The organism is Microbacterium sp. NPDC056057 (assembly GCF_042266945.1).
GTDB lineage: Bacteria > Actinomycetota > Actinomycetes > Actinomycetales > Microbacteriaceae > Microbacterium > Microbacterium trichothecenolyticum_C.
In genome coordinates, this window is sequence record NZ_JBHJWS010000004.1 from 132,314 (window position 1) to 151,130 (window position 18,817).

The 18,817-nt window shown below is 70.4% G+C and carries 23 protein-coding genes; 16 read left to right on the plus strand and 7 right to left on the minus strand.

What is annotated here, in order from left to right; translation table 11 throughout:
* Window positions 1–14 precede the first annotated feature (14 nt).
* The 5 genes from ACFC1K_RS16980 to pucL are packed head-to-tail and all read left to right on the plus strand — an operon-like array spanning window position 15 to window position 3,186.
* Window positions 15–929, plus strand: coding sequence for an HpcH/HpaI aldolase/citrate lyase family protein (locus tag ACFC1K_RS16980; protein ID WP_375872501.1), 915 nt, complete (start codon window positions 15–17; stop codon window positions 927–929).
* A gap of 41 nt (window positions 930–970) precedes the next feature.
* On the plus strand, window positions 971–1,441 hold the full coding sequence (gene bcp, locus ACFC1K_RS16985) for a thioredoxin-dependent thiol peroxidase (RefSeq protein ID WP_375872502.1): 471 nt from the start codon (window positions 971–973) through the stop codon (window positions 1,439–1,441).
* A 23-nt stretch (window positions 1,442–1,464) separates the two neighbouring features.
* Window positions 1,465–1,962 carry a 2-oxo-4-hydroxy-4-carboxy-5-ureidoimidazoline decarboxylase gene (gene uraD, locus ACFC1K_RS16990; protein WP_375872503.1) on the plus strand — a complete coding sequence of 166 codons (498 nt, stop codon included), beginning with the start codon at window positions 1,465–1,467 and terminating at the stop codon, window positions 1,960–1,962.
* The gene (gene uraH, locus ACFC1K_RS16995) at window positions 1,959–2,285 is read left to right on the plus strand and encodes a hydroxyisourate hydrolase (protein ID WP_375872504.1); all 327 of its coding nucleotides are present in this window, start codon (window positions 1,959–1,961) and stop codon (window positions 2,283–2,285) included. Before uraD ends, uraH begins: the two co-directional genes overlap by 4 nt.
* A 1-nt stretch (window position 2,286) precedes the next feature.
* Window positions 2,287–3,186 carry a factor-independent urate hydroxylase gene (gene pucL / locus ACFC1K_RS17000; RefSeq protein ID WP_375872505.1) on the plus strand — a complete coding sequence of 300 codons (900 nt, stop codon included), beginning with the start codon at window positions 2,287–2,289 and terminating at the stop codon, window positions 3,184–3,186.
* Between the two features lie 37 nt (window positions 3,187–3,223).
* Here the strand turns inward: pucL and ACFC1K_RS17005 are convergent, their stop codons facing one another.
* Window positions 3,224–3,769: a nitroreductase family protein gene (locus ACFC1K_RS17005; RefSeq protein WP_375872506.1), complete on the minus strand. Its 546-nt coding sequence runs from the start codon at window positions 3,767–3,769 to the stop codon at window positions 3,224–3,226.
* A complete protein-coding gene (gene msrB / locus ACFC1K_RS17010) occupies window positions 3,769–4,179 on the minus strand; it encodes a peptide-methionine (R)-S-oxide reductase MsrB (RefSeq protein WP_375872507.1) in 411 nt (136 codons plus the stop codon). Before msrB ends, ACFC1K_RS17005 begins: the two co-directional genes overlap by 1 nt.
* A 92-nt stretch (window positions 4,180–4,271) precedes the next feature.
* Between msrB and ACFC1K_RS17015 the strand changes: the two genes are divergently transcribed.
* The 5 genes from ACFC1K_RS17015 (at window position 4,272) to groL (ending at window position 8,326) form a co-directional block, all read left to right on the plus strand.
* A complete protein-coding gene (locus ACFC1K_RS17015; protein ID WP_375872508.1) occupies window positions 4,272–5,291 on the plus strand; it encodes a DUF2332 family protein in 1,020 nt (339 codons plus the stop codon).
* 9 nt (window positions 5,292–5,300) lie between these two features.
* Window positions 5,301–5,549, plus strand: coding sequence for a DUF3263 domain-containing protein (locus ACFC1K_RS17020; RefSeq protein WP_045298149.1), 249 nt, complete (start codon window positions 5,301–5,303; stop codon window positions 5,547–5,549).
* A 68-nt stretch (window positions 5,550–5,617) separates the two neighbouring features.
* Window positions 5,618–6,187, plus strand: coding sequence for a LytR C-terminal domain-containing protein (locus tag ACFC1K_RS17025; RefSeq protein ID WP_375872509.1), 570 nt, complete (start codon window positions 5,618–5,620; stop codon window positions 6,185–6,187).
* Between the two features lie 130 nt (window positions 6,188–6,317).
* Window positions 6,318–6,518 carry a cold-shock protein gene (locus ACFC1K_RS17030; RefSeq protein WP_045298154.1) on the plus strand — a complete coding sequence of 67 codons (201 nt, stop codon included), beginning with the start codon at window positions 6,318–6,320 and terminating at the stop codon, window positions 6,516–6,518.
* Window positions 6,519–6,706: 188 nt separating this feature from the next.
* On the plus strand, window positions 6,707–8,326 hold the full coding sequence (groL, locus tag ACFC1K_RS17035; protein ID WP_310292583.1) for a chaperonin GroEL: 1,620 nt from the start codon (window positions 6,707–6,709) through the stop codon (window positions 8,324–8,326).
* 79 nt (window positions 8,327–8,405) lie between these two features.
* Here groL and ACFC1K_RS17040 read toward each other — a convergent pair whose 3' ends face one another.
* From ACFC1K_RS17040 to ACFC1K_RS17055, 4 genes are all read right to left on the minus strand, one after another.
* Window positions 8,406–8,693 (minus strand): WXG100 family type VII secretion target, encoded by a 288-nt coding sequence (locus tag ACFC1K_RS17040; RefSeq protein ID WP_310292584.1) that lies wholly within the window; start codon window positions 8,691–8,693, stop codon window positions 8,406–8,408.
* A gap of 138 nt (window positions 8,694–8,831) precedes the next feature.
* On the minus strand, window positions 8,832–10,466 hold the full coding sequence (locus ACFC1K_RS17045) for a sensor histidine kinase (RefSeq protein ID WP_375872752.1): 1,635 nt from the start codon (window positions 10,464–10,466) through the stop codon (window positions 8,832–8,834).
* A 166-nt stretch (window positions 10,467–10,632) separates the two neighbouring features.
* Window positions 10,633–11,325, minus strand: a complete 693-nt coding sequence (locus ACFC1K_RS17050; protein WP_045298162.1) for a response regulator transcription factor — start codon at window positions 11,323–11,325, stop codon at window positions 10,633–10,635.
* A 64-nt stretch (window positions 11,326–11,389) separates the two neighbouring features.
* Window positions 11,390–12,079 carry a helix-turn-helix transcriptional regulator gene (locus ACFC1K_RS17055; RefSeq protein ID WP_375872510.1) on the minus strand — a complete coding sequence of 230 codons (690 nt, stop codon included), beginning with the start codon at window positions 12,077–12,079 and terminating at the stop codon, window positions 11,390–11,392.
* A 102-nt stretch (window positions 12,080–12,181) separates the two neighbouring features.
* Between ACFC1K_RS17055 and folE the strand changes: the two genes are divergently transcribed.
* The 5 genes from folE (at window position 12,182) to ACFC1K_RS17080 (ending at window position 16,195) form a co-directional block, all read left to right on the plus strand.
* Window positions 12,182–12,781: a GTP cyclohydrolase I gene (folE, locus tag ACFC1K_RS17060; protein WP_375872511.1), complete on the plus strand. Its 600-nt coding sequence runs from the start codon at window positions 12,182–12,184 to the stop codon at window positions 12,779–12,781.
* 28 nt (window positions 12,782–12,809) lie between these two features.
* Window positions 12,810–14,030 carry an NAD(P)/FAD-dependent oxidoreductase gene (locus ACFC1K_RS17065; protein ID WP_375872512.1) on the plus strand — a complete coding sequence of 407 codons (1,221 nt, stop codon included), beginning with the start codon at window positions 12,810–12,812 and terminating at the stop codon, window positions 14,028–14,030.
* Window positions 14,027–14,935: a dihydropteroate synthase gene (gene folP, locus ACFC1K_RS17070; RefSeq protein WP_375872513.1), complete on the plus strand. Its 909-nt coding sequence runs from the start codon at window positions 14,027–14,029 to the stop codon at window positions 14,933–14,935. Before ACFC1K_RS17065 ends, folP begins: the two co-directional genes overlap by 4 nt.
* Window positions 14,935–15,642 (plus strand): pyrimidine reductase family protein, encoded by a 708-nt coding sequence (locus ACFC1K_RS17075; protein WP_375872514.1) that lies wholly within the window; start codon window positions 14,935–14,937, stop codon window positions 15,640–15,642. Before folP ends, ACFC1K_RS17075 begins: the two co-directional genes overlap by 1 nt.
* 82 nt (window positions 15,643–15,724) lie before the next feature.
* A complete protein-coding gene (locus tag ACFC1K_RS17080) occupies window positions 15,725–16,195 on the plus strand; it encodes an SRPBCC domain-containing protein (protein ID WP_310292595.1) in 471 nt (156 codons plus the stop codon).
* Between the two features lie 16 nt (window positions 16,196–16,211).
* On the opposite strand, the gene ACFC1K_RS17085 is transcribed toward ACFC1K_RS17080, so the two are convergent.
* A complete protein-coding gene (locus ACFC1K_RS17085) occupies window positions 16,212–16,760 on the minus strand; it encodes a TetR/AcrR family transcriptional regulator (protein ID WP_375872515.1) in 549 nt (182 codons plus the stop codon).
* Window positions 16,761–16,963: 203 nt separating this feature from the next.
* Here ACFC1K_RS17085 and ACFC1K_RS17090 point away from each other — a divergent pair, with 203 nt between their 5' ends.
* A complete protein-coding gene (locus ACFC1K_RS17090) occupies window positions 16,964–18,775 on the plus strand; it encodes a bifunctional metallophosphatase/5'-nucleotidase (protein WP_375872516.1) in 1,812 nt (603 codons plus the stop codon).
* The last annotated feature ends 42 nt before the right edge of the window (window positions 18,776–18,817 follow it).

The following is an 18,817-nucleotide window of genomic DNA, read 5'->3' on the forward strand; positions in this document are numbered from 1 at the left end:
GGAAGAAGAGTGAGATGTCGGCAGATCCCTACGGCAGCGGTGCAGAAGTCCTCGAGGCGGAGGACGACCTGCGGTCGCTGATCACCACGCGTTCGGCGCGGCACCGCGCCGTGGACCCGGCGATCGCGCGGTCGTGGCTGCTCGTCCCGGGGACCCGCCCCGAGTCGTTCGACGACATGGCGGCGTCGCGAGCCGACGCGGTCGTGCTCGACATCGAGGACGCCGTCGACCCGAGCAACAAGCCGCAGGCCCGGCAGGACGTCGCCGACTGGTTGCGTGGCGGCGGTCGCGCGTGGGTGCGCGTCAACGACGCGCTGAGCCCGTTCTGGGCAGACGACCTCGCGACCCTTGCGGGCCTCCCCGGCCTCCTGGGCATCATGCTCGCCAAGACCGAGTCGGCGGACCAGGTGACGAGCTCGTTCGACCGCCTCGGCGGCACGGTGCCTGTCGTGGCGCTCGTCGAGTCGGCGCTGGGCATGGAGGACGCCGCGCACATCGCGCGCGCCCGTGGTGCCTTCCGCCTCGCGTTCGGCAGCGGCGACTTCCGCCGCGACACCGGCATGAGCGCGGACGCCGAGGCGATGGCCTACCCGCGGGCGCGCCTGGTCGTCGCCAGTCGCGTGGGCAACCTGCCCGGGCCGATCGACGGCCCCACGGTGGGAAACAGCATGCCGACGCTGCGCGAGCACTCCGCGATCACGGTGTCGATGGGCATGACCGGCAAGCTCTGCCTCGCCGCCGAGCAGGCTCCCGTCATCAACGAGGTCATCTGCCCCACGCCGAGCGAGGTGCTGTGGGCACTGGACTTCCTCGCCGACTTCGAGGGCCGCGGTCGTGTGATCCGCGACGGCAGCGACTTGCCCCGGCTCGGCCGGGCGCAGAAGATCGAGAAGCTGGCTCTCGCGTTCGGGGTGCACCCGACCTCGTGACCGGCGACGCCGAGCGACGAACCATCGAAGGGACCGACGACATGGCCGACATCCGCCTGAACGAAGGCGACGCGAACCCCGGGTTCGCGCTGCCCGACTCGACCGGCACGGTGGTGCGACCGGAGGACTTCGCCGGCCGCCGCGTCGTCGTCTACTTCTACCCGGCCGCGTTCACGCCCGGTTGCACGACCGAGGCGTGCGACTTCCGCGACAACCTCGCCTCGCTGCAGGCGGCGGGCGTCGCCGTCGTCGGGGTCTCGCCCGACTCGGTCGAGCGGCTCGCGGAGTGGGCCGAGGCGGAGCAGCTGCAGTTCCCGCTCCTCTCCGACGAGGACCACGCCGTCGCCGAGGCGTGGGGCGCGTGGGGGGCCAAGGTCGTGAACGGTGAGGAGCGCGTGGGCCTCATCCGCTCGACTTTCGTGCTGGATGCCGAGGGCACGGTGCAGTCCGCCGAGTACCGGGTCGATCCCAACGGCCACGTGGACCGCCTCCGCGCCCAGCTCGCCGCCTGAGCCCACCCAGGCACGCCGCAGCGATGGAGCTGGACGCGTTCAACCGCCTCGACGCCGAAGCCGCGCGAGCCGTGGTGCGCCCGTGCGTCGACCTCGACCGGTGGGTCGATGCCGTCGTCGAAGCGCGCCCCTATGCGACGACGGCGGAGCTCCTCGCGGCGGCCCGCACGAGCGCCCCGCGGTGGACGCCGGCCGAGATCGATGGCGCCCTCGCCCACCACCCCCGCATCGGCGAGCGCGCGAGCGGAGGCGGGGCCGAGGCATCCCTCTCGCGATCCGAGCAGGCGGGGATCGGGGAGCCGACCGCCGACGTCGCCGCAGCGCTCGCCGCCGGCAACCGCGCCTACGAGGAGAAGTTCTCGCGGGTCTTCCTCATCCGGGCGGCCGGGCGAAGCGCCGACGAGATCCTCGCTGCGCTGAGCGAGCGGCTGGCCCACACTGAGGAGGAGGAGATCCCGGTCGTGGCGGAGCAGCTGCGGCAGATCGCCGTCCTCCGACTCGAAGGGATCATCGGTTCATGAGCCAGATCACGACGCACGTGCTGGATGCTGCGCTCGGAGGCCCTGCGCGGGGCGTCCGCGTCGTGCTGACCGCGGCCGACGGGGCCGAGATCGCGTCCGGCGTGACCGACGAGGCCGGCCGGATCTCGGATCTCGGACCCGAGTGCCTCGACGCCGGCACGTACCGGCTCACGTTCGCGACCGGCGACTTCTTCGCCGCGACGGGGCGCGCCACGTTCTACCCGGTCGTGTCGATCGACTTCGCGGTCGCCGACTCCGCGCAGCACTATCACGTGCCCCTGCTGCTGAGCCCGTTCGCGTACTCGACCTATCGGGGGAACTGACATGTCCGAGCCCGCGATCGTCCTCGGCGCGAACCAGTACGGCAAGGCCGAGGTGCGGCTCGTGCGGGTCGACCGGGACGCTCAGCGGCACACGATCACCGACCTCGACGTGACGTCGCAGCTGCGTGGCGACTTCACCGCCGCCCATATCGAGGGGGACAACGCACGGATCGTCGCCACCGACACGCAGAAGAACACGGTGTTCGCCTTCGCCCGCGACGGCGTCGGCACGCCCGAGGAGTTCCTGCTGCGGCTCGGACGCCACTTCACGGAGGAGTTCGACTGGGTCACCGGCGGGCGCTGGGAGGCCGAGCAGTACACCTGGACCCGCATCCCCGTCGACGGCGAGGGGCACGACCACTCGTTCGTGCGAGGCGGCACCGAGATCCGCACGGCCGTGGTCACGTTCGTCGGACCCGAGGCGACCGTCATCTCGGGGCTGCGCGACCTCGCGGTGCTGAAGTCCGCCGGGTCGGAGTTCCACGGTTTCGTGCGCGACCGGTACACGACGCTCGCCGAGACCGACGACCGCATCCTCGCGACGTCCGTCACCGCGAGGTGGCGCTACAACCGCCTCGACGTCAGGTTCGACGAGTCGTTCGCCGAGGTGCGCCGGCTGCTGCTCGAGGCGTTCGCCGAGACGCACTCGCTCGCGCTCCAGCAGACCCTGTACGAGATGGGCCGGCGGGTGCTCGAGGCCCGCACCGAGATCGACGAGATCCGCTTCTCGATGCCGAACCTGCACCATTTCGCGGTGGACCTGACGCCGTTCGGACTCGACAACCCGAACGAGGTCTTCTATGCCGCCGACCGCCCGTACGGGCTGATCGAGGCGACGGTTCTCCGCGACGGCGTGCCGGGGAACCACCCCGCATGGCACGGGATCGCCGGATTCTGCTGACCGCGGACACGCGCGTGCGTCGGTCCGCGGCGCCGGGTCAGCCCTTCGGCATGCGGCTCACGAAGCGGGTGGCGTCGACGCCCTTGCGGCGGGTCGGACGCGAGCGCTTCGGCTTGCCGCCGACGTACAGCCAGCCGAGGAGCTCCTCGTTCTTCTTGAGGCCGTGCGCCTTCGCGACGACCTTCGACCGGGTGTGCTCGCCGGCGGTCCGCCAGAAGACGCCCCAGCCGGCCTCGTCGAGCACCAGGCTCAAGACGTGCGCGACGCCGGAGGCGACGGCCTCCTGCTCCCATCGCGGCACCTTGTGCGTCTTGCTGTAGCTCGCCACCACCGCGATGATCAGCGGCGCGCGCATCGGCTTCGACGACGAGCCCTTGTGCCCCTCGGCCTTGTTGAGCGCCTTGCCCAGACGCTGTCGATCGGTGCCGCGCAACTCGATGAGCCGCCACGGGTGCAACGACTTGTGGTCGGCGACGCGCCCGGCGGCGGCGACGAAGTCGAGGAGCTCCTCGTGCGAGGGCGCCTCATCCGTCACCTTCGACCACGACCTCCGTGCGAGCGCGGCGTCGAGCGCGCCGGACATCATGCCCCTCCCTCGCCGGGCGTGAACTGCAGCGAGATCGAGTTCATGCAGTAGCGGTCGCCGGTCGGGGTGCCGAATCCGTCGGGGAACACATGGCCCAGGTGCGAGCCGCAGTTCGCGCAGCGCACCTCGGTGCGCACCATGCCGTGGCTGTTGTCCTCGATGAGCTCGACCGCCTCCGGGCGGATCGACTCGTAGAAGCTCGGCCAGCCGCAGTGCGAGTCGAACTTCGTGCCGCTCTGGAACAGCTCGGCCCCGCAGGCCGCGCACGTGTAGAGGCCGGCACGGCTCTCGTCGAGCAGTTCACCGGTCCAGGGCCGCTCGGTGCCCGCCTGACGCAGCACGGCGTACTGATCGGCGGACAGGTCTTCGCGCCACTGGGCGTCGCTCTTGTCGACGGCGTAGGTCATGGTTCCTCCTCTGCCGCGCACGACGGCCACCCTCCATTCAACCCCAGCGACCGGTGCGGTGGGGCGGCCTCGGGGTGGGGGAGGATGTGGGCGTGGACGAGACCAGGGCCGAAGAGGGCGACGATGTCGTCGAGCGGTACGCGCGCTTCGCGCGCGACGAGGCGCCCGGCCGGTCGGCCCTGTACGCCGAGTGGGCGGACGGCGTCGCCTCCGATCCGGCTCTCGCGGCCATCCTCGCGCGCATCCCCGCCACGCGGCGGCAGCCGCCGCTCGTATTCGCGGTGACCCGCATGCTCGGTGCGCCCGAGGGCGCCTTCCCGGCGTGGGCCGCCTGGCTCGTCGAGCATGGCGACGAGGTCGTGGCCGAGGCATCCGTCCGCCGTCTGCAGACCAACGAGCCGCAGCGGTGCGCGGCCCTGCTCCCGGCCCTCGCGACGATCGACGGGCCGATCGCGCTGCTCGAAGTCGGCGCGAGCGGCGGGCTGTGCCTGTACCCCGACCGCTACTCGTACCGCTACCGGGGAAGCGACGGCGTCCTCGCGCTCGATCCCGACGCCGGCACCTCGGCGGTGGTGCTGGAGTGCGAGATCACCGGCGCACCGCCGCTGCGGCTGCCGGAGGTCGTGTGGCGCACCGGGATCGACCTCGAGCCGCTCGACGCCTCCGACGCGGGCGACCGGCGGTTCCTCACGAGCCTCGTGTGGCCGGGGGAGAGCGGAAGGGCGGAGCGGATCGCCGCCGCCCTCGACATCGCCGCTGCGGACCCGCCGCATCTGATCGCCGGCGACGCCTCCGACCCGGAGGTGCTGCGCGCGGCCGCCGCGCTCGCGCCCGCCGGTGCGACGCTCGTCGTCACGACGCCGGGGGTCCTGCCGCACATCCCGCGTGCCGGACGCGAACGCCTCCTCGACGCCGTCGGCACCCTCGACGCGGTCTGGATCACGATCGACCCTCCCGCGCTGCACGACCGGTGGCGGCCTCCCGTCGATGCCGCGTCGTGGGGCGGCTTCGTGCTCGGCCGGGACGGCGAAGCGCTCGCCGCGGTAGACCCGCTCGGCTCGTTCGTGCACTGGCGCGCGTGGCGCGCGGGAGGAACGGATGCCGCGGGCTAGCGTGGACGCGTGCCTCTGACCGACCGCGACCGCGCCATCCTCGACTTCGAGGCCGAGTGGCGCCGGCACGCGGGTGCCAAGGAGGAGGCGATCCGCTCCGACCTCGGCTTGTCGCCGGCGCGGTACTACCAGCTGCTCGGCCGCCTCATCGACACGACCGACGCGCAGGAGCACGACCCGATGCTCGTGAAGCGGCTCCGCCGGCTGCGCGAGGCCCGCCTGCACGAGCGCGCCGGCCGCGCCGCCGACGCGCGCTGAGCCGCCGCTCCGCGCCACGCGGGCGGGCCCGCGCAGGACGCCCGGGGTTCGGCAGATAGCATCGACGGGTGCCGACCACCAGCTACCCCCGGGATCGTTTCGACGATGTGCCGGAGACGGATCGCGTCGGCGCCCACCGGGCCGAGAACCCGCGCATGCGCGGATGGGTCGTCCTGCTGTGGGCCGCACTGGCCACCGTCGTGCTCATCGTCGTGGGCATCTTCGGCACGCTGCTGGCGTCCGGACGCATCGAGCTGGTCCCGACGCCCACCCCGACCGTCGAGCCGGTCCCCGAGGTCACGCCCGTCGTGGACGTGAACTATGACGTCATGATCCTGAACGCGACGCCCGAGCAGGGCCTCGCGACGCAGATGAAGGACGTCGTCGTGGGTGCGGGCTGGGCGGACGACAAGGTGACCGCGGGCGAGGCGGGCTCGCAGGACTTCCCGACGACCACCGTGTTCTACGTCGACCCGGCTGACGAAGCGGCGGCCGCGGGCCTCGCCGGCGTCATCGGGGGCGCCGAGATCGAGCAGAGCGAGGCGTACCCCGCGACCACGGAGGGCGTGCCGCAGCTCACCGTCGTGATCGGTCTCGACCGCACCGCTGCGGGGCAGACCCCGGCCCCTACGCCCTGACCCGTCGAGCGCGTGTTTCGCGCCGGTAAACACTTGTGTGCCTGCATGTCAACAAGTGACGAAACGCGCGGATGCCGCGATTTCGCCTGCATACGATGAAGCCCTGCACCGCCGGCAACAGGAGATACGCATGACCCAGGGCACCGTCAAATGGTTCAACGCCGAGAAGGGATTCGGCTTCATCACCGTCGCCGACGGCCAGGACGTCTTCGTCCACTACTCGAACATCGACATGTCGGGCTTCCGCGTGCTGGAGGAGGGGCAGACCGTGGAGTTCACGGTCGGCTCCGGCCAGAAGGGGCCTCAGGCCGAGTCCGTGCGCGTCGTCTGACGCCCGGCTCGGCGCCCGACGCTGAACCGACACCGGAGACGGGATGCCGAAAGGCGTCCCGTCTCCTTTCGTTTCAGCATCCGTCCCCGCGGCTTGCACTCGATAGGGTCGAGTGCCAGAATGATTTAGCACTCGTCTTCATTGAGTGCTAATACCCAAAGCCAACGTTCCGGAGGGACGACACACACATGGCAAAGATCATCGCTTTCGACGAGGAGGCCCGTCGCGGCCTCGAGCGCGGCCTCAACATCCTGGCCGACGCCGTCAAGGTGACGCTCGGCCCGCGCGGTCGCAACGTCGTACTCGAGAAGAAGTGGGGCGCCCCCACGATCACGAACGACGGTGTCTCCATCGCCAAGGAGATCGAGCTGGACGACCCGTACGAGAAGATCGGCGCGGAGCTCGTCAAGGAGGTCGCCAAGAAGACCGACGACGTCGCCGGTGACGGCACCACGACCGCCACGGTTCTCGCCCAGGCGCTCGTCCGCGAGGGCCTGCGCAACGTCGCGGCCGGCGCCGACCCCATCTCGCTCAAGAAGGGCATCGAGAAGGCTGTGGCGGCCATCACCGCCGAGCTGCTCGAGTCGGCCAAGGAGGTCGAGTCCAAGGACCAGATCGCCGCGACCGCGTCCATCTCGGCCGCTGACCCGGAGATCGGCCAGCTCATCGCCGAGGCGATCGACAAGGTCGGCAAGGAAGGCGTCGTCACCGTCGAGGAGTCGCAGACCTTCGGCACCGAGCTCGAGCTCACCGAGGGCATGCGCTTCGACAAGGGTTACATCAACCCCTACTTCGTCACGGACCCGGAGCGCCAGGAGGCGGTCTTCGAGGACCCGTACATCCTCATCGCGAACCAGAAGATCTCGAACATCAAGGACCTTCTGCCCGTCGTCGACAAGGTGATCCAGGACGGCAAGGAGCTCGTCATCATCGCCGAGGACGTCGAGGGTGAGGCTCTCGCGACCCTCGTGCTCAACAAGATCCGCGGCATCTTCAAGTCGGTCGCCGTCAAGGCCCCCGGCTTCGGCGACCGTCGCAAGGCGCAGCTGCAGGACATCGCGATCCTCACCGGCGGCCAGGTCATCACCGAGGAGGTCGGTCTCAAGCTCGAGAACGCCACCCTCGACCTGCTCGGCCGTGCGCGCAAGGTCATCGTCACCAAGGACGAGACCACGATCGTCGAGGGTGCCGGCGAGGCGGGCCAGATCGAGGGTCGCGTGACCCAGATCCGCCGCGAGATCGACAACACCGACAGCGACTACGACCGCGAGAAGCTGCAGGAGCGCCTCGCCAAGCTCGCCGGCGGCGTCGCCGTCATCAAGGCGGGCGCGGCCACCGAGGTCGAGCTCAAGGAGCGCAAGCACCGCATCGAGGACGCCGTCCGCAACGCGAAGGCTGCCGTCGAGGAGGGCATCGTCGCCGGTGGTGGCGTCGCGCTCATCCAGTCGGGCCGCAAGGCTCTCGACTCGCTCGAGCTCACCGGTGACGAGGCGACCGGTGCCAACATCGTGCGTGTCGCGATCGAGGCTCCGCTCAAGCAGATCGCCCTCAACGCGGGTCTCGAGCCCGGTGTCGTGGCGAACAAGGTGTCGGAGCTCCCGCTCGGCCACGGCCTCAACGCCGCGACGGGCGAGTACGGTGACCTGTTCGCACAGGGCATCATCGACCCCGCCAAGGTGACTCGGTCGGCGCTGCAGAACGCCGCGTCGATCGCCGGCCTCTTCCTCACGACCGAGGCCGTCGTCGCCGACAAGCCCGAGAAGGCCTCCGCTCCCGTCGGCGACCCGACCGGTGGCATGGACTTCTGATCCAGAACTCCACGACCGCGTAACGCGTTCACAGAACGGCCCCTCCGCGCGGAGGGGCCGTTCTGCGTTCCGGTGGGGGTCAGCGGAACAGGCTCGTGGTGGCGAGCTCGGTGTCGGCGTACTGGCGGCCGGCCGCTGCGAGTGCGGCGTTGATGGTGGTCAGCGACTCCTCTACCTGACGCTGCGTCGCGCGCCACTGCTCGACCACTCCGGCGAAGGCGGCCGAGGCCGATCCGGTCCACGAGGACTGCAGCTGCGTGAGCTGCGCGAGCATCGCGTTAGACTCCGCCTGCAGCCGGTCGATCGTGCCGCGCACCGTGGCGGTCGAGGTGAGGATGCTGTCGCTGTCGACGGTGAAGACGGCCATTCGGGGCTCCTGATCAACGTGCGGCGGCCGGATGCCGAACCGCGGTGAGGCCACGCTAGGCGTCCGACGAGGCGGGGCCGAGGCATCCGTCGTCAGCTGTGCACGATGCGTCGCGGGCGGCGGCTGGGGAGGAGACGCTCACTCGGAGACGTCGGTGAGCCTCGCCATCGGCTGGGTCGCGAGGTCGACGTGCTCGGCAGCGTCGCGCGCGTCGGCGAGCGGGAACGCCACACGGAACGTCGCACCGCCGCCCGGCGTGTCGACGACCCCGACCGAACCGTGCAGCGCCTCGACGATCGACGCGACGATCGACAGGCCCAGACCGGACCCGCCCGTCTCCCGCGTGCGCGACGTGTCGGCACGCCAGAAGCGCTGGAAGATCTTGTCCTTGATCTGGTCGGGCACGCCCTCGCCGTGGTCGATCACCTCGATCCACCCCATGCGGTCGCGCACGTCGACGCCGATGCGCAGCTCGACGGGGGACTCGTCCGACGAGTACCGCCGGGCGTTCCCCAGCAGGTTCGTCACGACCTGACGGATGCGATTCTCGTCGCCGAGCACCACCGGCAGGAGTCCGTCGACGGACGGCTCCGGCTCGGCGTCGGGAAGGATCGTCGGCAGCGCCGCGCTCGCGGCGGCGCCTGCCGCGGGCACCGGCTTCGGGCGGCGGCGCAGCAGCGACAGCGTCGCACCGGCGCGCGAGATGGCGGACGGCCCGCCGGCGCGCCGCTTGGTCTCGGGCGGGACGGATGCCTCGTCCTCGGGCGGCAGCGCGGGCTCGCCGATCGTGGTGTCGATGACGGTGACCGGGCGCATCGGCGAGGCGGCGCGCACGTCGAGGGCGGCGTCCCGGGCGATGGGGCGCAGGTCGACCGGGCCGATCACGACGTCGCGGCGCTCGTCGAGCCGGGCGAGCGCGAGCAGGTCCTCGACGAGGACGCCCATGCGGATCGCCTCCTTCTCGATGCGCTCCATCGACTGCGCGACGTCTTCGTCCCCGCGGATCGCACCCATCCGGTACAGCTCGGCGTAGCCGCGCACCGTGACCAGCGGGGTGCGCAGCTCGTGGCTCGCATCGCCGACGAACCGCCGCATCTGCCGCACCGTCGAGTCGCGCTGCGAGAGCGCCGCGTCGACGCGATCGAGCATCGCGTTGATCGCGGTCTTGAGACGGCCGACCTCGGTCGTCGTCGGCTCGATGTCGGTCATGCGGAGGCTGAAGTCACCGCCCGCGATGGCGTCGGCGGTCGACTCGACCTGGCCGAGGCTGCGGAAGGTGAGGGTGACGAGGAAGCGCGTCGCCACGGCGCCGGCGATGAGGACCACGAGCGCGAGGATCGAGTAGATGCCGATGTACTGCGCGATCGTGCGGTTGACGCTCGCGAGCGGAAGGGCGACGAGCTGCGGGTAGAGGATGCCGGTGTCTTCGGACGGCTGGGTCGAGACGGTGGCGAGGAACTCAGCTTCGCCGTCGTCCGACATGAGCTGCGTGATCTGCAGCTCCTTGGTGACCGCCTGCTCGGGCGTCAGCGTGAGCGGCACCGCAGGAGAGGGGCCGCCGCGTCCGCCGACCAGTGCGAGGAGGTTGTCCTCCGGCGTCTTCGGCTCGTAGACGGCGACGAAGTAGTCGACGTCGGCGGTGCCCTCCTTCTCTTCGACGTCGAGGAGTCCGTCGACGGAGGAGAACTCGAGCAGGGGAGCGCCCGCTTCGGTGCGCGCGAGGGCGATGAGCTGCGTCTCGACGCCGTCGATCAGCGAGTTGCGGAGGAACAGCGCGGTGCCGACGCCGGCGGCGATGAGTCCGATCCCGAGGAGCGCGACCGTGACCCCGGTGACCTTCGCGCGCAGACTCGTGCCGCGCCACCACCGGGTGATCGCGTCGGGCTTGTGCGCCAGATCGTCCCCCTCGCTCGCTGCCGCGCCGGGCGGCGCTTCCAGGCTAAGCGGTCTTGCCGGCCTTCAGCATGTAGCCGAAGCCGCGCTTGGTCTGGATGAGCGGCTCGGACGAGTGCGGGTCGATCTTGCGGCGCAGGTAAGAGATGTAGCTCTCGACGATGCCGGCGTCGCCGTTGAAGTCGTACTCCCACACGTGGTCGAGGATCTGCGCCTTCGACAGCACGCGGTTGGGGTTGAGCATGAGGTAGCGCAGCAGCTTGAACTCGGTGGGGCTGAGATCGATCGAAGCGTCGCCCACCTGCACATCGTGGGTGTCCTGGTCCATCGTGATCTCGCCGGCGCGGATCACGGACTCTTCGTCGGCCTGCATCGTGCGGCGCAGGATCGCCTGGATGCGGGCCACGATCTCGTCGAGGCTGAAGGGCTTGGTGACGTAGTCGTCGCCGCCGGCGTTGAGGCCGGTGATCTTGTCTTCGGTCTCGTCCTTGGCGGTCAGGAAGAGGATCGGCGCGGTGTAGCCGGCGCCGCGGAGGCGCTTGGTGACGCTGAACCCGTTCATGTCGGGCAGCATCACGTCGAGGATGATGAGATCCGGCTCTTCTTCGAGCACCGCCGAGATCGTCTGGGCGCCGTTGGACACGGCACGTACCTGGAACCCGGCGAATCGCAGGCTCGTGATCAGCAGGTCGCGGATGTTCGGTTCGTCGTCCACGACGAGGATGCGCGGTGCGGTCATGCCCTCATTATGTCGGCGGAACCGATGCGGCGTCTGGATATCCGGCGACGCGGCCGAGAATCCGTCAGTCGGCGTCCTGCCGGATCTCGACGCAGCAGCGGCCCGCCGCGGGCGCCAGGACAGGCGTCCGGTCATCGCCGGTGGCGGTCGCGAGGCCCCGGACGAGCTCGAGGTTCGCACCGCAGATGAGGGCGGTGTGCCGGGTCGCGAGGGCGTGGAAGGGACAGTTCTCGAGCACCAGATCGGTGGATGCTGCGTCCTCCGCGACGTCCGCAGCGAGCGTGTCCTTCGCGCGCGGCGCGTAGCCGCACAGGGTGAGCGCCGCCTCGAGGTCGGCGCATCCGGCGCCGATCGCAGCGCCGGCGGCGAATGCCCCGGCGTCGAGCGCATCGCGCACCGGCACCCCTCGTTCGTCGGCCTCCGCCGCGGCGGCGGCGAGCAGCTCCCCGGCGAGCTCGTAGTGGCGTTCCGGGATGCTGGCGGCGAGCTCGGCGTCGGCGGCACGGTAGAGCTTCGCCGGGCGCCCCGCGCCCGGGCCCGTGCGACCTGACCGCCTCTCGTACGAGACCGTCAGGAGGCCGGCCTCCGCCAGTCGATCGAGGTTCACCGCCGCCGTGCTCCGCGGCATCCCGAGCGCGGCCGCAGCCTCGTCGCGGCCGATCGGACGCTCGGTCGCGAGGCGGTACAGCTCGCGGCGGTGCGGGTCGGCGAGTGCGGCGACCGCCTCGGCGCGGTTGGGGGTGAGGATGCTCACGGCGTGAGTCTACCTCTAAAACCAGGAATCTTGACAAAAGAATCCGAGAGTTCTAGCGTCGGGGTCAGACGAGCCGATCGTGCTCAACACGAAGGAGTGGGGATGATGTCGACCCCGGCGCACGCGACGGCGCTGCACGCCCTGCCCGACGAGGCTCCGATCGATCGTGACGCGGCGATGGTCGCCGTCGGCGATCTTCTCGCGGCGCTCGGCTTCGATCCGGACGAGGGCGACCTGGCCGAGACGCCGCGGCGCGTCGCCGACGCGTTCATCGAGATGATCACGCCCGAGCCGTTCGAGATGACCTTCGCGAACGGCGACGCGTACGACGAGCCGGTCGTCGTGCGCGGCATCCCGTTCGTGTCGCTCTGCCGGCATCATCTGCTGCCGTTCCGCGGCACAGCCACCGTGGGCTATGTGCCCGGCGATCGCCTGGTGGGGCTCTCGAAGCTCGCGCGCGTCGTCGCTCACCACGCACGCGGGCTTCAGGTGCAGGAGGCGCTGACGGTGCAGATCGCGCGCACGCTCGAGACCGCGCTGGAGCCCCGCGGGGTCGGCGTCGTCGTGGAGGCGGAGCACCTGTGCATGTCGGCGCGAGGGGTCCGCACCGAGACCGCCCTCACCATGACCACGGTTTTCCGCGGCGCGCTCGCCACCGACCCGGCCCTGCAGGCACGATTCATCGGAGCGCGCCCCGTCTGACGCGCCGACACAGGCGAGAGGAGTCGTCATGAGCCACATGCTGATCATCGGGGGAGGCCTCGCCGGCGGAACGGCTGCCGAGGCACTGCGAGACGAAGGGTTCGACGGCGACATCACCGTCGTCGCCGCCGAGGCGCATCCGCCGTACCAGCGCCCCCCGCTCTCGAAGGGGTATCTCGCGGGGGGCGAGGGACTGGATGCCGTCATCCTGCATCCCGCCGAGTGGTACGAGGAGCGCGGGATCCGACTGATCACCGGCGTCGCCGTCACCTCGCTCGAGCCCGCCGCGCACGCGGTGGAGCTCGAGGACGGCGAGAGGCTGACGTATGACGCCGTGCTGCTCGCGACGGGCGCCACACCGCGGATGATCCCGCTGCCAGGACACGACCTGCCCGGAGTCACGACGCTGCGGCGTCTGGACGACTCCGACGAGCTCAGGGCGCAGCTCCGAGAAGGCGGCAAACGGCTCGTGGTGATCGGCGCGGGCTGGATCGGCATGGAGGTCGCCGCGACGGCCCGCGGCTTCGGCAACGAGGTCGCGATCCTCGAGCGCGACGCGGTGCCGCTCGCGATGGCGCTCGGCGCCGAGATGGGGGAGGTCTTCCGCGCGCTCCATCTCGAGCACGGTGTCGACCTGCGCACGTCGGTCGGCGTGGATCGCATCGTCGGCGACGGGCGCGCGGAGGGTGTCGTCGTCGACGGCGAGACGCTTCCCGCCGACCTCGTGCTCGTCGGAGTCGGGGCGTCCCCGAACACGGCGCTCGCCGAGGAGGCGGGGCTCGACATCCTGAACGGGGTCCTGACCGACGAGGCGCTGCGCACGAGCGCGGCCGACGTGTACGCCGCCGGAGACATCGCCAACGCCTTCCACCCGGTGCTGCAGCGGCATCTGCGCAGCGAGCACTGGGCGAATGCGCTGAACGCCGGCAAGGTCGTGGCGCGGTCGATGCTCGGGAAGCCGGCATCCTTCGACGACATCCCGTACTTCTACACGGACCAGTACGACCTCGGCATGGAGCTGTCGGGGTACGCGCCTCTGATGACGGATGCCGAGATCGTGGTGCGCGGCGATCTCGACGCGCGCGAGTTCATCGGCTTCTGGACGGATGACGGCCGTATCGTCGCGGGCATGAACGTCAACGTGTGGGACGTGAACGACAAGGTGCAGGACCTCATCCGCTCCGGTGCGCGGATCGACCCCGACCGACTGCGTGACCCCGAGGTGCCGCTGGAGGACCTGATCCCGTGACGCTCGCCCCCGACACCGCCTCGGCCCTGCTCGCTCCGGTGCTCGACCTGCCCGGCGGGGCGCTCGACCTGTCGCGGCACATCGCGGTGATGGCGATCGTGAACCGCACGCCGGACTCCTTCTACGACCGCGGGGCGACGTTCGCGCTCGATGCCGCGGTGTCGGCAGGCTTCGCCGCCGTGGAGGCCGGCGCCGAGATCGTGGACGTGGGAGGCGTGAAGTTCGCGCCTGGTCCACCGGTCCCGGTCGACGAGGAGATCGCGCGCGTCGTGCCCGTCGTGCGCGAGCTGGCGCCGGTCGCGCGCGTCAGCGTCGACACGTTCCACCCCGAGGTCGCGCGGGCGGCGATCGACGCCGGCGCCGCGATCATCAACGACACGACCGGCCTGCATGATCCGGCGATGGCCGAGGTGGTCGCACGAGGCGGCGCCGGGGTGGTGATCGCACACAGTCTCGCGGCACCGCGCACGCAGCATCCGCTCCCGCACTACGACGACGTGATCGGCGACATCGCCGAGTTCCTCGTCGCGCGCCGCGAGCTGGCGCGGGCGCACGGCGTTCCCGACTCGCGCATCGTGCTCGATCCCGGCCACGACCTCAACAAGAACACGCGGCAGACGCTGGAGCTCACCCGCCGCCTGGGCGAGCTCGCCGGGCTCGGCGCGCCACTCCTGGTGGCGCTCTCGAACAAGGACTTCGTCGGCGAAGCGCTCGACCGCGAGAAGGGCGACCGCCTTCCCGGGTCCCTGGCCGCGGCCGTGTTCTGCGCGCTGAACGGCGCGCGCATCGTGCGTGCCCACAACGTGCGCGAGACCGTCGATGCGATGCGCATGGTGGAGGCGATCCTCGGCTGGCGCCGGCCCGCCTACGAGCTGCACAACACCCGCCCCGAGGGGAACGACTGATGCCCACGCGCTCCGCGCTCTTCGACGCCTATGCGCTCCGAGGCCGCGACGGCACGCGTGTGCGCATGAACTTCGTCTCGAGTGCCGACGGGGCGGTCACCCTCGATGGACGCAGCGGCGCGCTCGGCGGCGACACCGACCGCGAGCTCATGCAGGTGCTGCGCGCGATGGCCGACGTCGTGCTGGTCGGTGCCGGCACCGTGCGTGCCGAAGGCTACGGCGGGCTGAAGGTCGATCGGGAGGACGTCGAGTGGCGCCGCGCCCGCGGGCTCGACGACCAGCCCGCGCTCGCCGTGGTGAGCGGCGGCCTGCATCTGGATCCGGCCGACACGGTCTTCGCCGAGGCGGTGCGGCGCCCGGTGATCGTGACGACGGATGCCGCGGCCGCCGCAGACGGCGGGCTCTTCGAGTCGGTGGCATCGGTGATGGCGTGCGGGGAGGCCGACGTCGATCTCGCCGCGATGCTGGACGCGTTCGCGCGTCGCGGCTGGACGCAGGTGCTCTGCGAGGGCGGCCCGCACCTCTTCGGAGCGCTGCTGGAGGCAGACCTCGTCGATGAGGTGTGCGTCACGCTCGCGCCGCGGTTCGTCGGCGGACAGGCGGGGCGCATCGTGCAGGCCGCCGCCGAGGCCGACCGGCGATTCGCCCTCGAGAGCGTCGTGACCGACGACGAGGGCTTCGTCTTCCTGCGGTACTCGCACGCGTGAGTCTCCCGCTTTACTACATACCTAGTGCTCGGTTCACTATAAGCGTAGTATGACGCTCGCTCCAGAGGAGAGGAGAGTCATCATGAGCCTCACCGAATCGCGCGAAGAGCTGCGTTTTCAGCTGCGACGTGAACTGCACGCCACGGAAGAGGCCGTCTTCGACGCGCTCGTGAATCCCGAGAAGCAGAAGGTCTGGCTGTCGCCGCCGGGTGCCGGCGCCGTCGAAACGACCGTCGACCTGCGCGTCGGGGGTGCCTGGGAGGCCCGCTTCCGTCCGGATCACCTGACCGAGGTTCACGACGTGCAGACGTACCTCGTGATCGATCGTCCGCATCGCCTCGTCACCGATCTGGTCTCCGCGTCAGCGAGAGGCGGGCAGTCGATGCCGACACTGCACTCGCGGGTCGACATCACGCTCGAGCCGACGGTGTGGGGCACGCTCATGACGGTCGAGCAGACCGGCTTCCCGAGTGTCGAAGTGCGCGACTTCTTCGAAGCCGTCGTGTGGCCGGGCGGGTTCGACCGCATCGAGTCGTTCCTCACGGGGCGCTGAACGCCGGTGCCGGCGATCAGTCCAGTGCCGCGCGGACCGCGCGTTCGATGACGGGCCGGATCTCGGCAGCCGGGTCCACGGTCACACGATGGAGCACCAGCCCATCGCCTGCGGCCATGAGCGCGCGGACCGCTTCATCGGGCGAACGAGCCCCGATGCGGGCCAGAAGTGCGGTGGTCCACTCGACGAAGATCCGGCGCTGAGCGAGAAGCGGCTCCAGCAGGTCGGGGTCGCCGGCACCCTCGAGGAAGAGCGCGTAGCGGGCTCTCGTGCGCGAAGCGCGTGGCCCGGTCTGAAATGCGATCATGCTGCTGAGCGCCTCGATGAGTTGCTCGGGCGTCTCGACCGGAGGCGCTTCGGTCGCCGCGAACTCGGCTCGCTCGGTTTCGGCGAGCCGGGCCACGGCGCCGGCGACGAGCGCGTCGCGGGTGCGGAACCAGTTCGAGGTCGACCCCTTCGGCAGGCCGGCGCGCTCGTCGACCCTGGCGTGGGTCAGCGCCCGGATGCCCTGTTCGCCCACGAGCTCGAGCGCCGCGTCGAGCGCGCGATCGCGGGTGGATGCCATGTCCACGACACTAGGCGCAATACCTGCTACTGCAGAAGTAGTAGCACTCGTCTTCGCCTCATCGTTCCGGTTTCATGAAGTTCGCCGATCGCCCCTGTCGCTTCCGCAGGGCCTGTATTAGGTTTCTCGTGATCGCGCCCACGAGGACGCGTGCATCTCGGCGGGCAGAGCCGCCCGCCAGAAAACGGGAGGGTTCTGTGCACATGCGCAAGACATCGACGGCCCGGCTTGCGGGAGGCGCGGTCATCACCGCCACCGCGGTCGCGCTCGCCCTGATCGGATCGGGGGCCGCGTCAGCGGCACCGCCGACGGGGCCCAACAACGGCGGAAACACGCCGAACGGCCCGACGCTCGACATCCAGCTGCTGTCGTTCAACGATTTCCACGGCAATCTCGAGCCGCCCACCGGTTCCAGCGGCCGGCTCAACCTTCCGGGAGGTGGCACGACGGACAGTCTCACTCCTCCCGGAGTCGGCGGTGTCGAATACCTCGCGACCCACCTCGCGCAGGCGCGAGAGGGCCACCGGTACTCGCTCACCGTCGCTGCGGGCGACCTGATCGGCGCGTCTCCGCTGCTGTCCGGTGCCTTCCACGACGAGCCGTCGATCGAGGCGCTGAATGCGCTGCACCTCGACGTCTCGGCCGTCGGCAACCACGAGTTCGACGAGGGCTACGTCGAGCTGCAGCGCATGGCGGACGGCGGATGCCTCGACGACGGCGACGGTGCGAACAACCAGAACTCGTGCCCGGCGGGCAGCTTCGCGGGTGCGGACTTCGACTACCTCGCCGCGAACGTCGTGTACGAAGGCACGAACGACACGATCCTCCCCGCCTACTCGATCGAGAACATCAAGGGCGCCAAGATCGGCTTCATCGGCATGACGCTCGAGGACACACCCGACATCGTGACCGCCTCCGGCATCGCGGGCCTCGACTTCAAGGACGAGGTCGAGACGGCGAACGCGCTCGTCCCCGTGCTCAAGGCGAAGGGCGTGAACGCGATCGTGGTGCTCATCCACCAGGGCGGGACGCCGCCGTCGAGCGCCGCGTACAACGCGGCCTGCGGCAACGGCGCCGAGATCGCGGCCGACAGCCCGATCATCCCGATCGCGCAGAACCTCGACCCCGCGATCGACCTGATCGTCTCGGGACACACGCACCAGCCGTACGTGTGCAACATCAAGGACCCCGCGGGCAACGACCGTCTGGTCACGTCTGCCTCGTCGTTCGGCCGCCTGTACACCGAGACGAACCTGACGTACGACAAGCGGACCCAGGACATCGTGCGCACCTCGATCACGAGCGCGAACATGCTGGTCACCCGCAACGTACCGAAGGATCCGACGGAGACGGCGCTGATCGCCAAGTACCAGCAGCTCGTGGCACCGATCGCGAGCAAGGTGGTCGGCCAGATCTCGACGACGGTGACGAGGACCGCCAACGTCGCCGGCGAGTCTCCGCTGGGTGATCTGATCGCCGACGCGCAGCTGGCCGATCCGAGCGTCGTCGGACCTTACTCCGCCCCCGTCATCGCGTTGATGAACCCGGGCGGGATCCGCGCGGATCTGCCGTTCGCATCCCCCGCCTCGCCGTACGGCGAGCCGGATGGCTCGATCACCTTCGCGGAGGCGTTCACGGTCCAGCCGTTCAACAACTACCTGGTCTCGCTCGACCTCACCGGCGCGCAGATCAAGCAGATCCTGAACGAGCAGTGGACCGCCCCGAACACGGGCTCCAACAGGAAGATCCTTCAGGTGAGCGACGGCTTCTCGTACACCTACTCGGGCACCACGCTCGGGGCCGTCACGCTCAACGGGCAGCCGCTCGTCGACACGGCGACCTACCGCGTCGTGACGAACAACTTCCTCGCCGGCGGCGGGGATGGCTTCCCGACGTTCCTCCAGGCGGGGAACGTGTACTACGGCGGGCTCGACATCGACGCGTTCTCCGCGTACCTGACGGCGAACAGCCCGTACACGCCGGGACCGCTCGACCGCATCATCGGGGCACCGTAACCCCGACCACAGGTGAGCCCGGCGCTGTCTCAGCGCCGGGCT

Bases quoted from the DNA above. Each gene is read 5' to 3' on its own strand.
- ACFC1K_RS16980 (WP_375872501.1), top strand. From the start codon at position 15: ATGTCGGCAGATCCCTACGGCAGCGGTGCAGAAGTCCTCGAGGCGGAG.
- bcp (WP_375872502.1), top strand. From the start codon at position 971: ATGGCCGACATCCGCCTGAACGAAGGCGACGCGAACCCCGGGTTCGCG.
- uraD (WP_375872503.1), top strand. From the start codon at position 1,465: ATGGAGCTGGACGCGTTCAACCGCCTCGACGCCGAAGCCGCGCGAGCC.
- uraH (WP_375872504.1), top strand. From the start codon at position 1,959: ATGAGCCAGATCACGACGCACGTGCTGGATGCTGCGCTCGGAGGCCCT.
- pucL (WP_375872505.1), top strand. From the start codon at position 2,287: ATGTCCGAGCCCGCGATCGTCCTCGGCGCGAACCAGTACGGCAAGGCC.
- ACFC1K_RS17005 (WP_375872506.1), bottom strand. From the start codon at position 3,769: ATGTCCGGCGCGCTCGACGCCGCGCTCGCACGGAGGTCGTGGTCGAAG.
- msrB (WP_375872507.1), bottom strand. From the start codon at position 4,179: ATGACCTACGCCGTCGACAAGAGCGACGCCCAGTGGCGCGAAGACCTG.
- ACFC1K_RS17030 (WP_045298154.1), top strand. From the start codon at position 6,318: ATGACCCAGGGCACCGTCAAATGGTTCAACGCCGAGAAGGGATTCGGC.
- groL (WP_310292583.1), top strand. From the start codon at position 6,707: ATGGCAAAGATCATCGCTTTCGACGAGGAGGCCCGTCGCGGCCTCGAG.
- ACFC1K_RS17040 (WP_310292584.1), bottom strand. From the start codon at position 8,693: ATGGCCGTCTTCACCGTCGACAGCGACAGCATCCTCACCTCGACCGCC.
- ACFC1K_RS17050 (WP_045298162.1), bottom strand. From the start codon at position 11,325: ATGACCGCACCGCGCATCCTCGTCGTGGACGACGAACCGAACATCCGC.
- folE (WP_375872511.1), top strand. From the start codon at position 12,182: ATGATGTCGACCCCGGCGCACGCGACGGCGCTGCACGCCCTGCCCGAC.
- ACFC1K_RS17065 (WP_375872512.1), top strand. From the start codon at position 12,810: ATGAGCCACATGCTGATCATCGGGGGAGGCCTCGCCGGCGGAACGGCT.
- ACFC1K_RS17075 (WP_375872514.1), top strand. From the start codon at position 14,935: ATGCCCACGCGCTCCGCGCTCTTCGACGCCTATGCGCTCCGAGGCCGC.
- ACFC1K_RS17080 (WP_310292595.1), top strand. From the start codon at position 15,725: ATGAGCCTCACCGAATCGCGCGAAGAGCTGCGTTTTCAGCTGCGACGT.
- ACFC1K_RS17085 (WP_375872515.1), bottom strand. From the start codon at position 16,760: ATGGCATCCACCCGCGATCGCGCGCTCGACGCGGCGCTCGAGCTCGTG.
- ACFC1K_RS17090 (WP_375872516.1), top strand. From the start codon at position 16,964: ATGCGCAAGACATCGACGGCCCGGCTTGCGGGAGGCGCGGTCATCACC.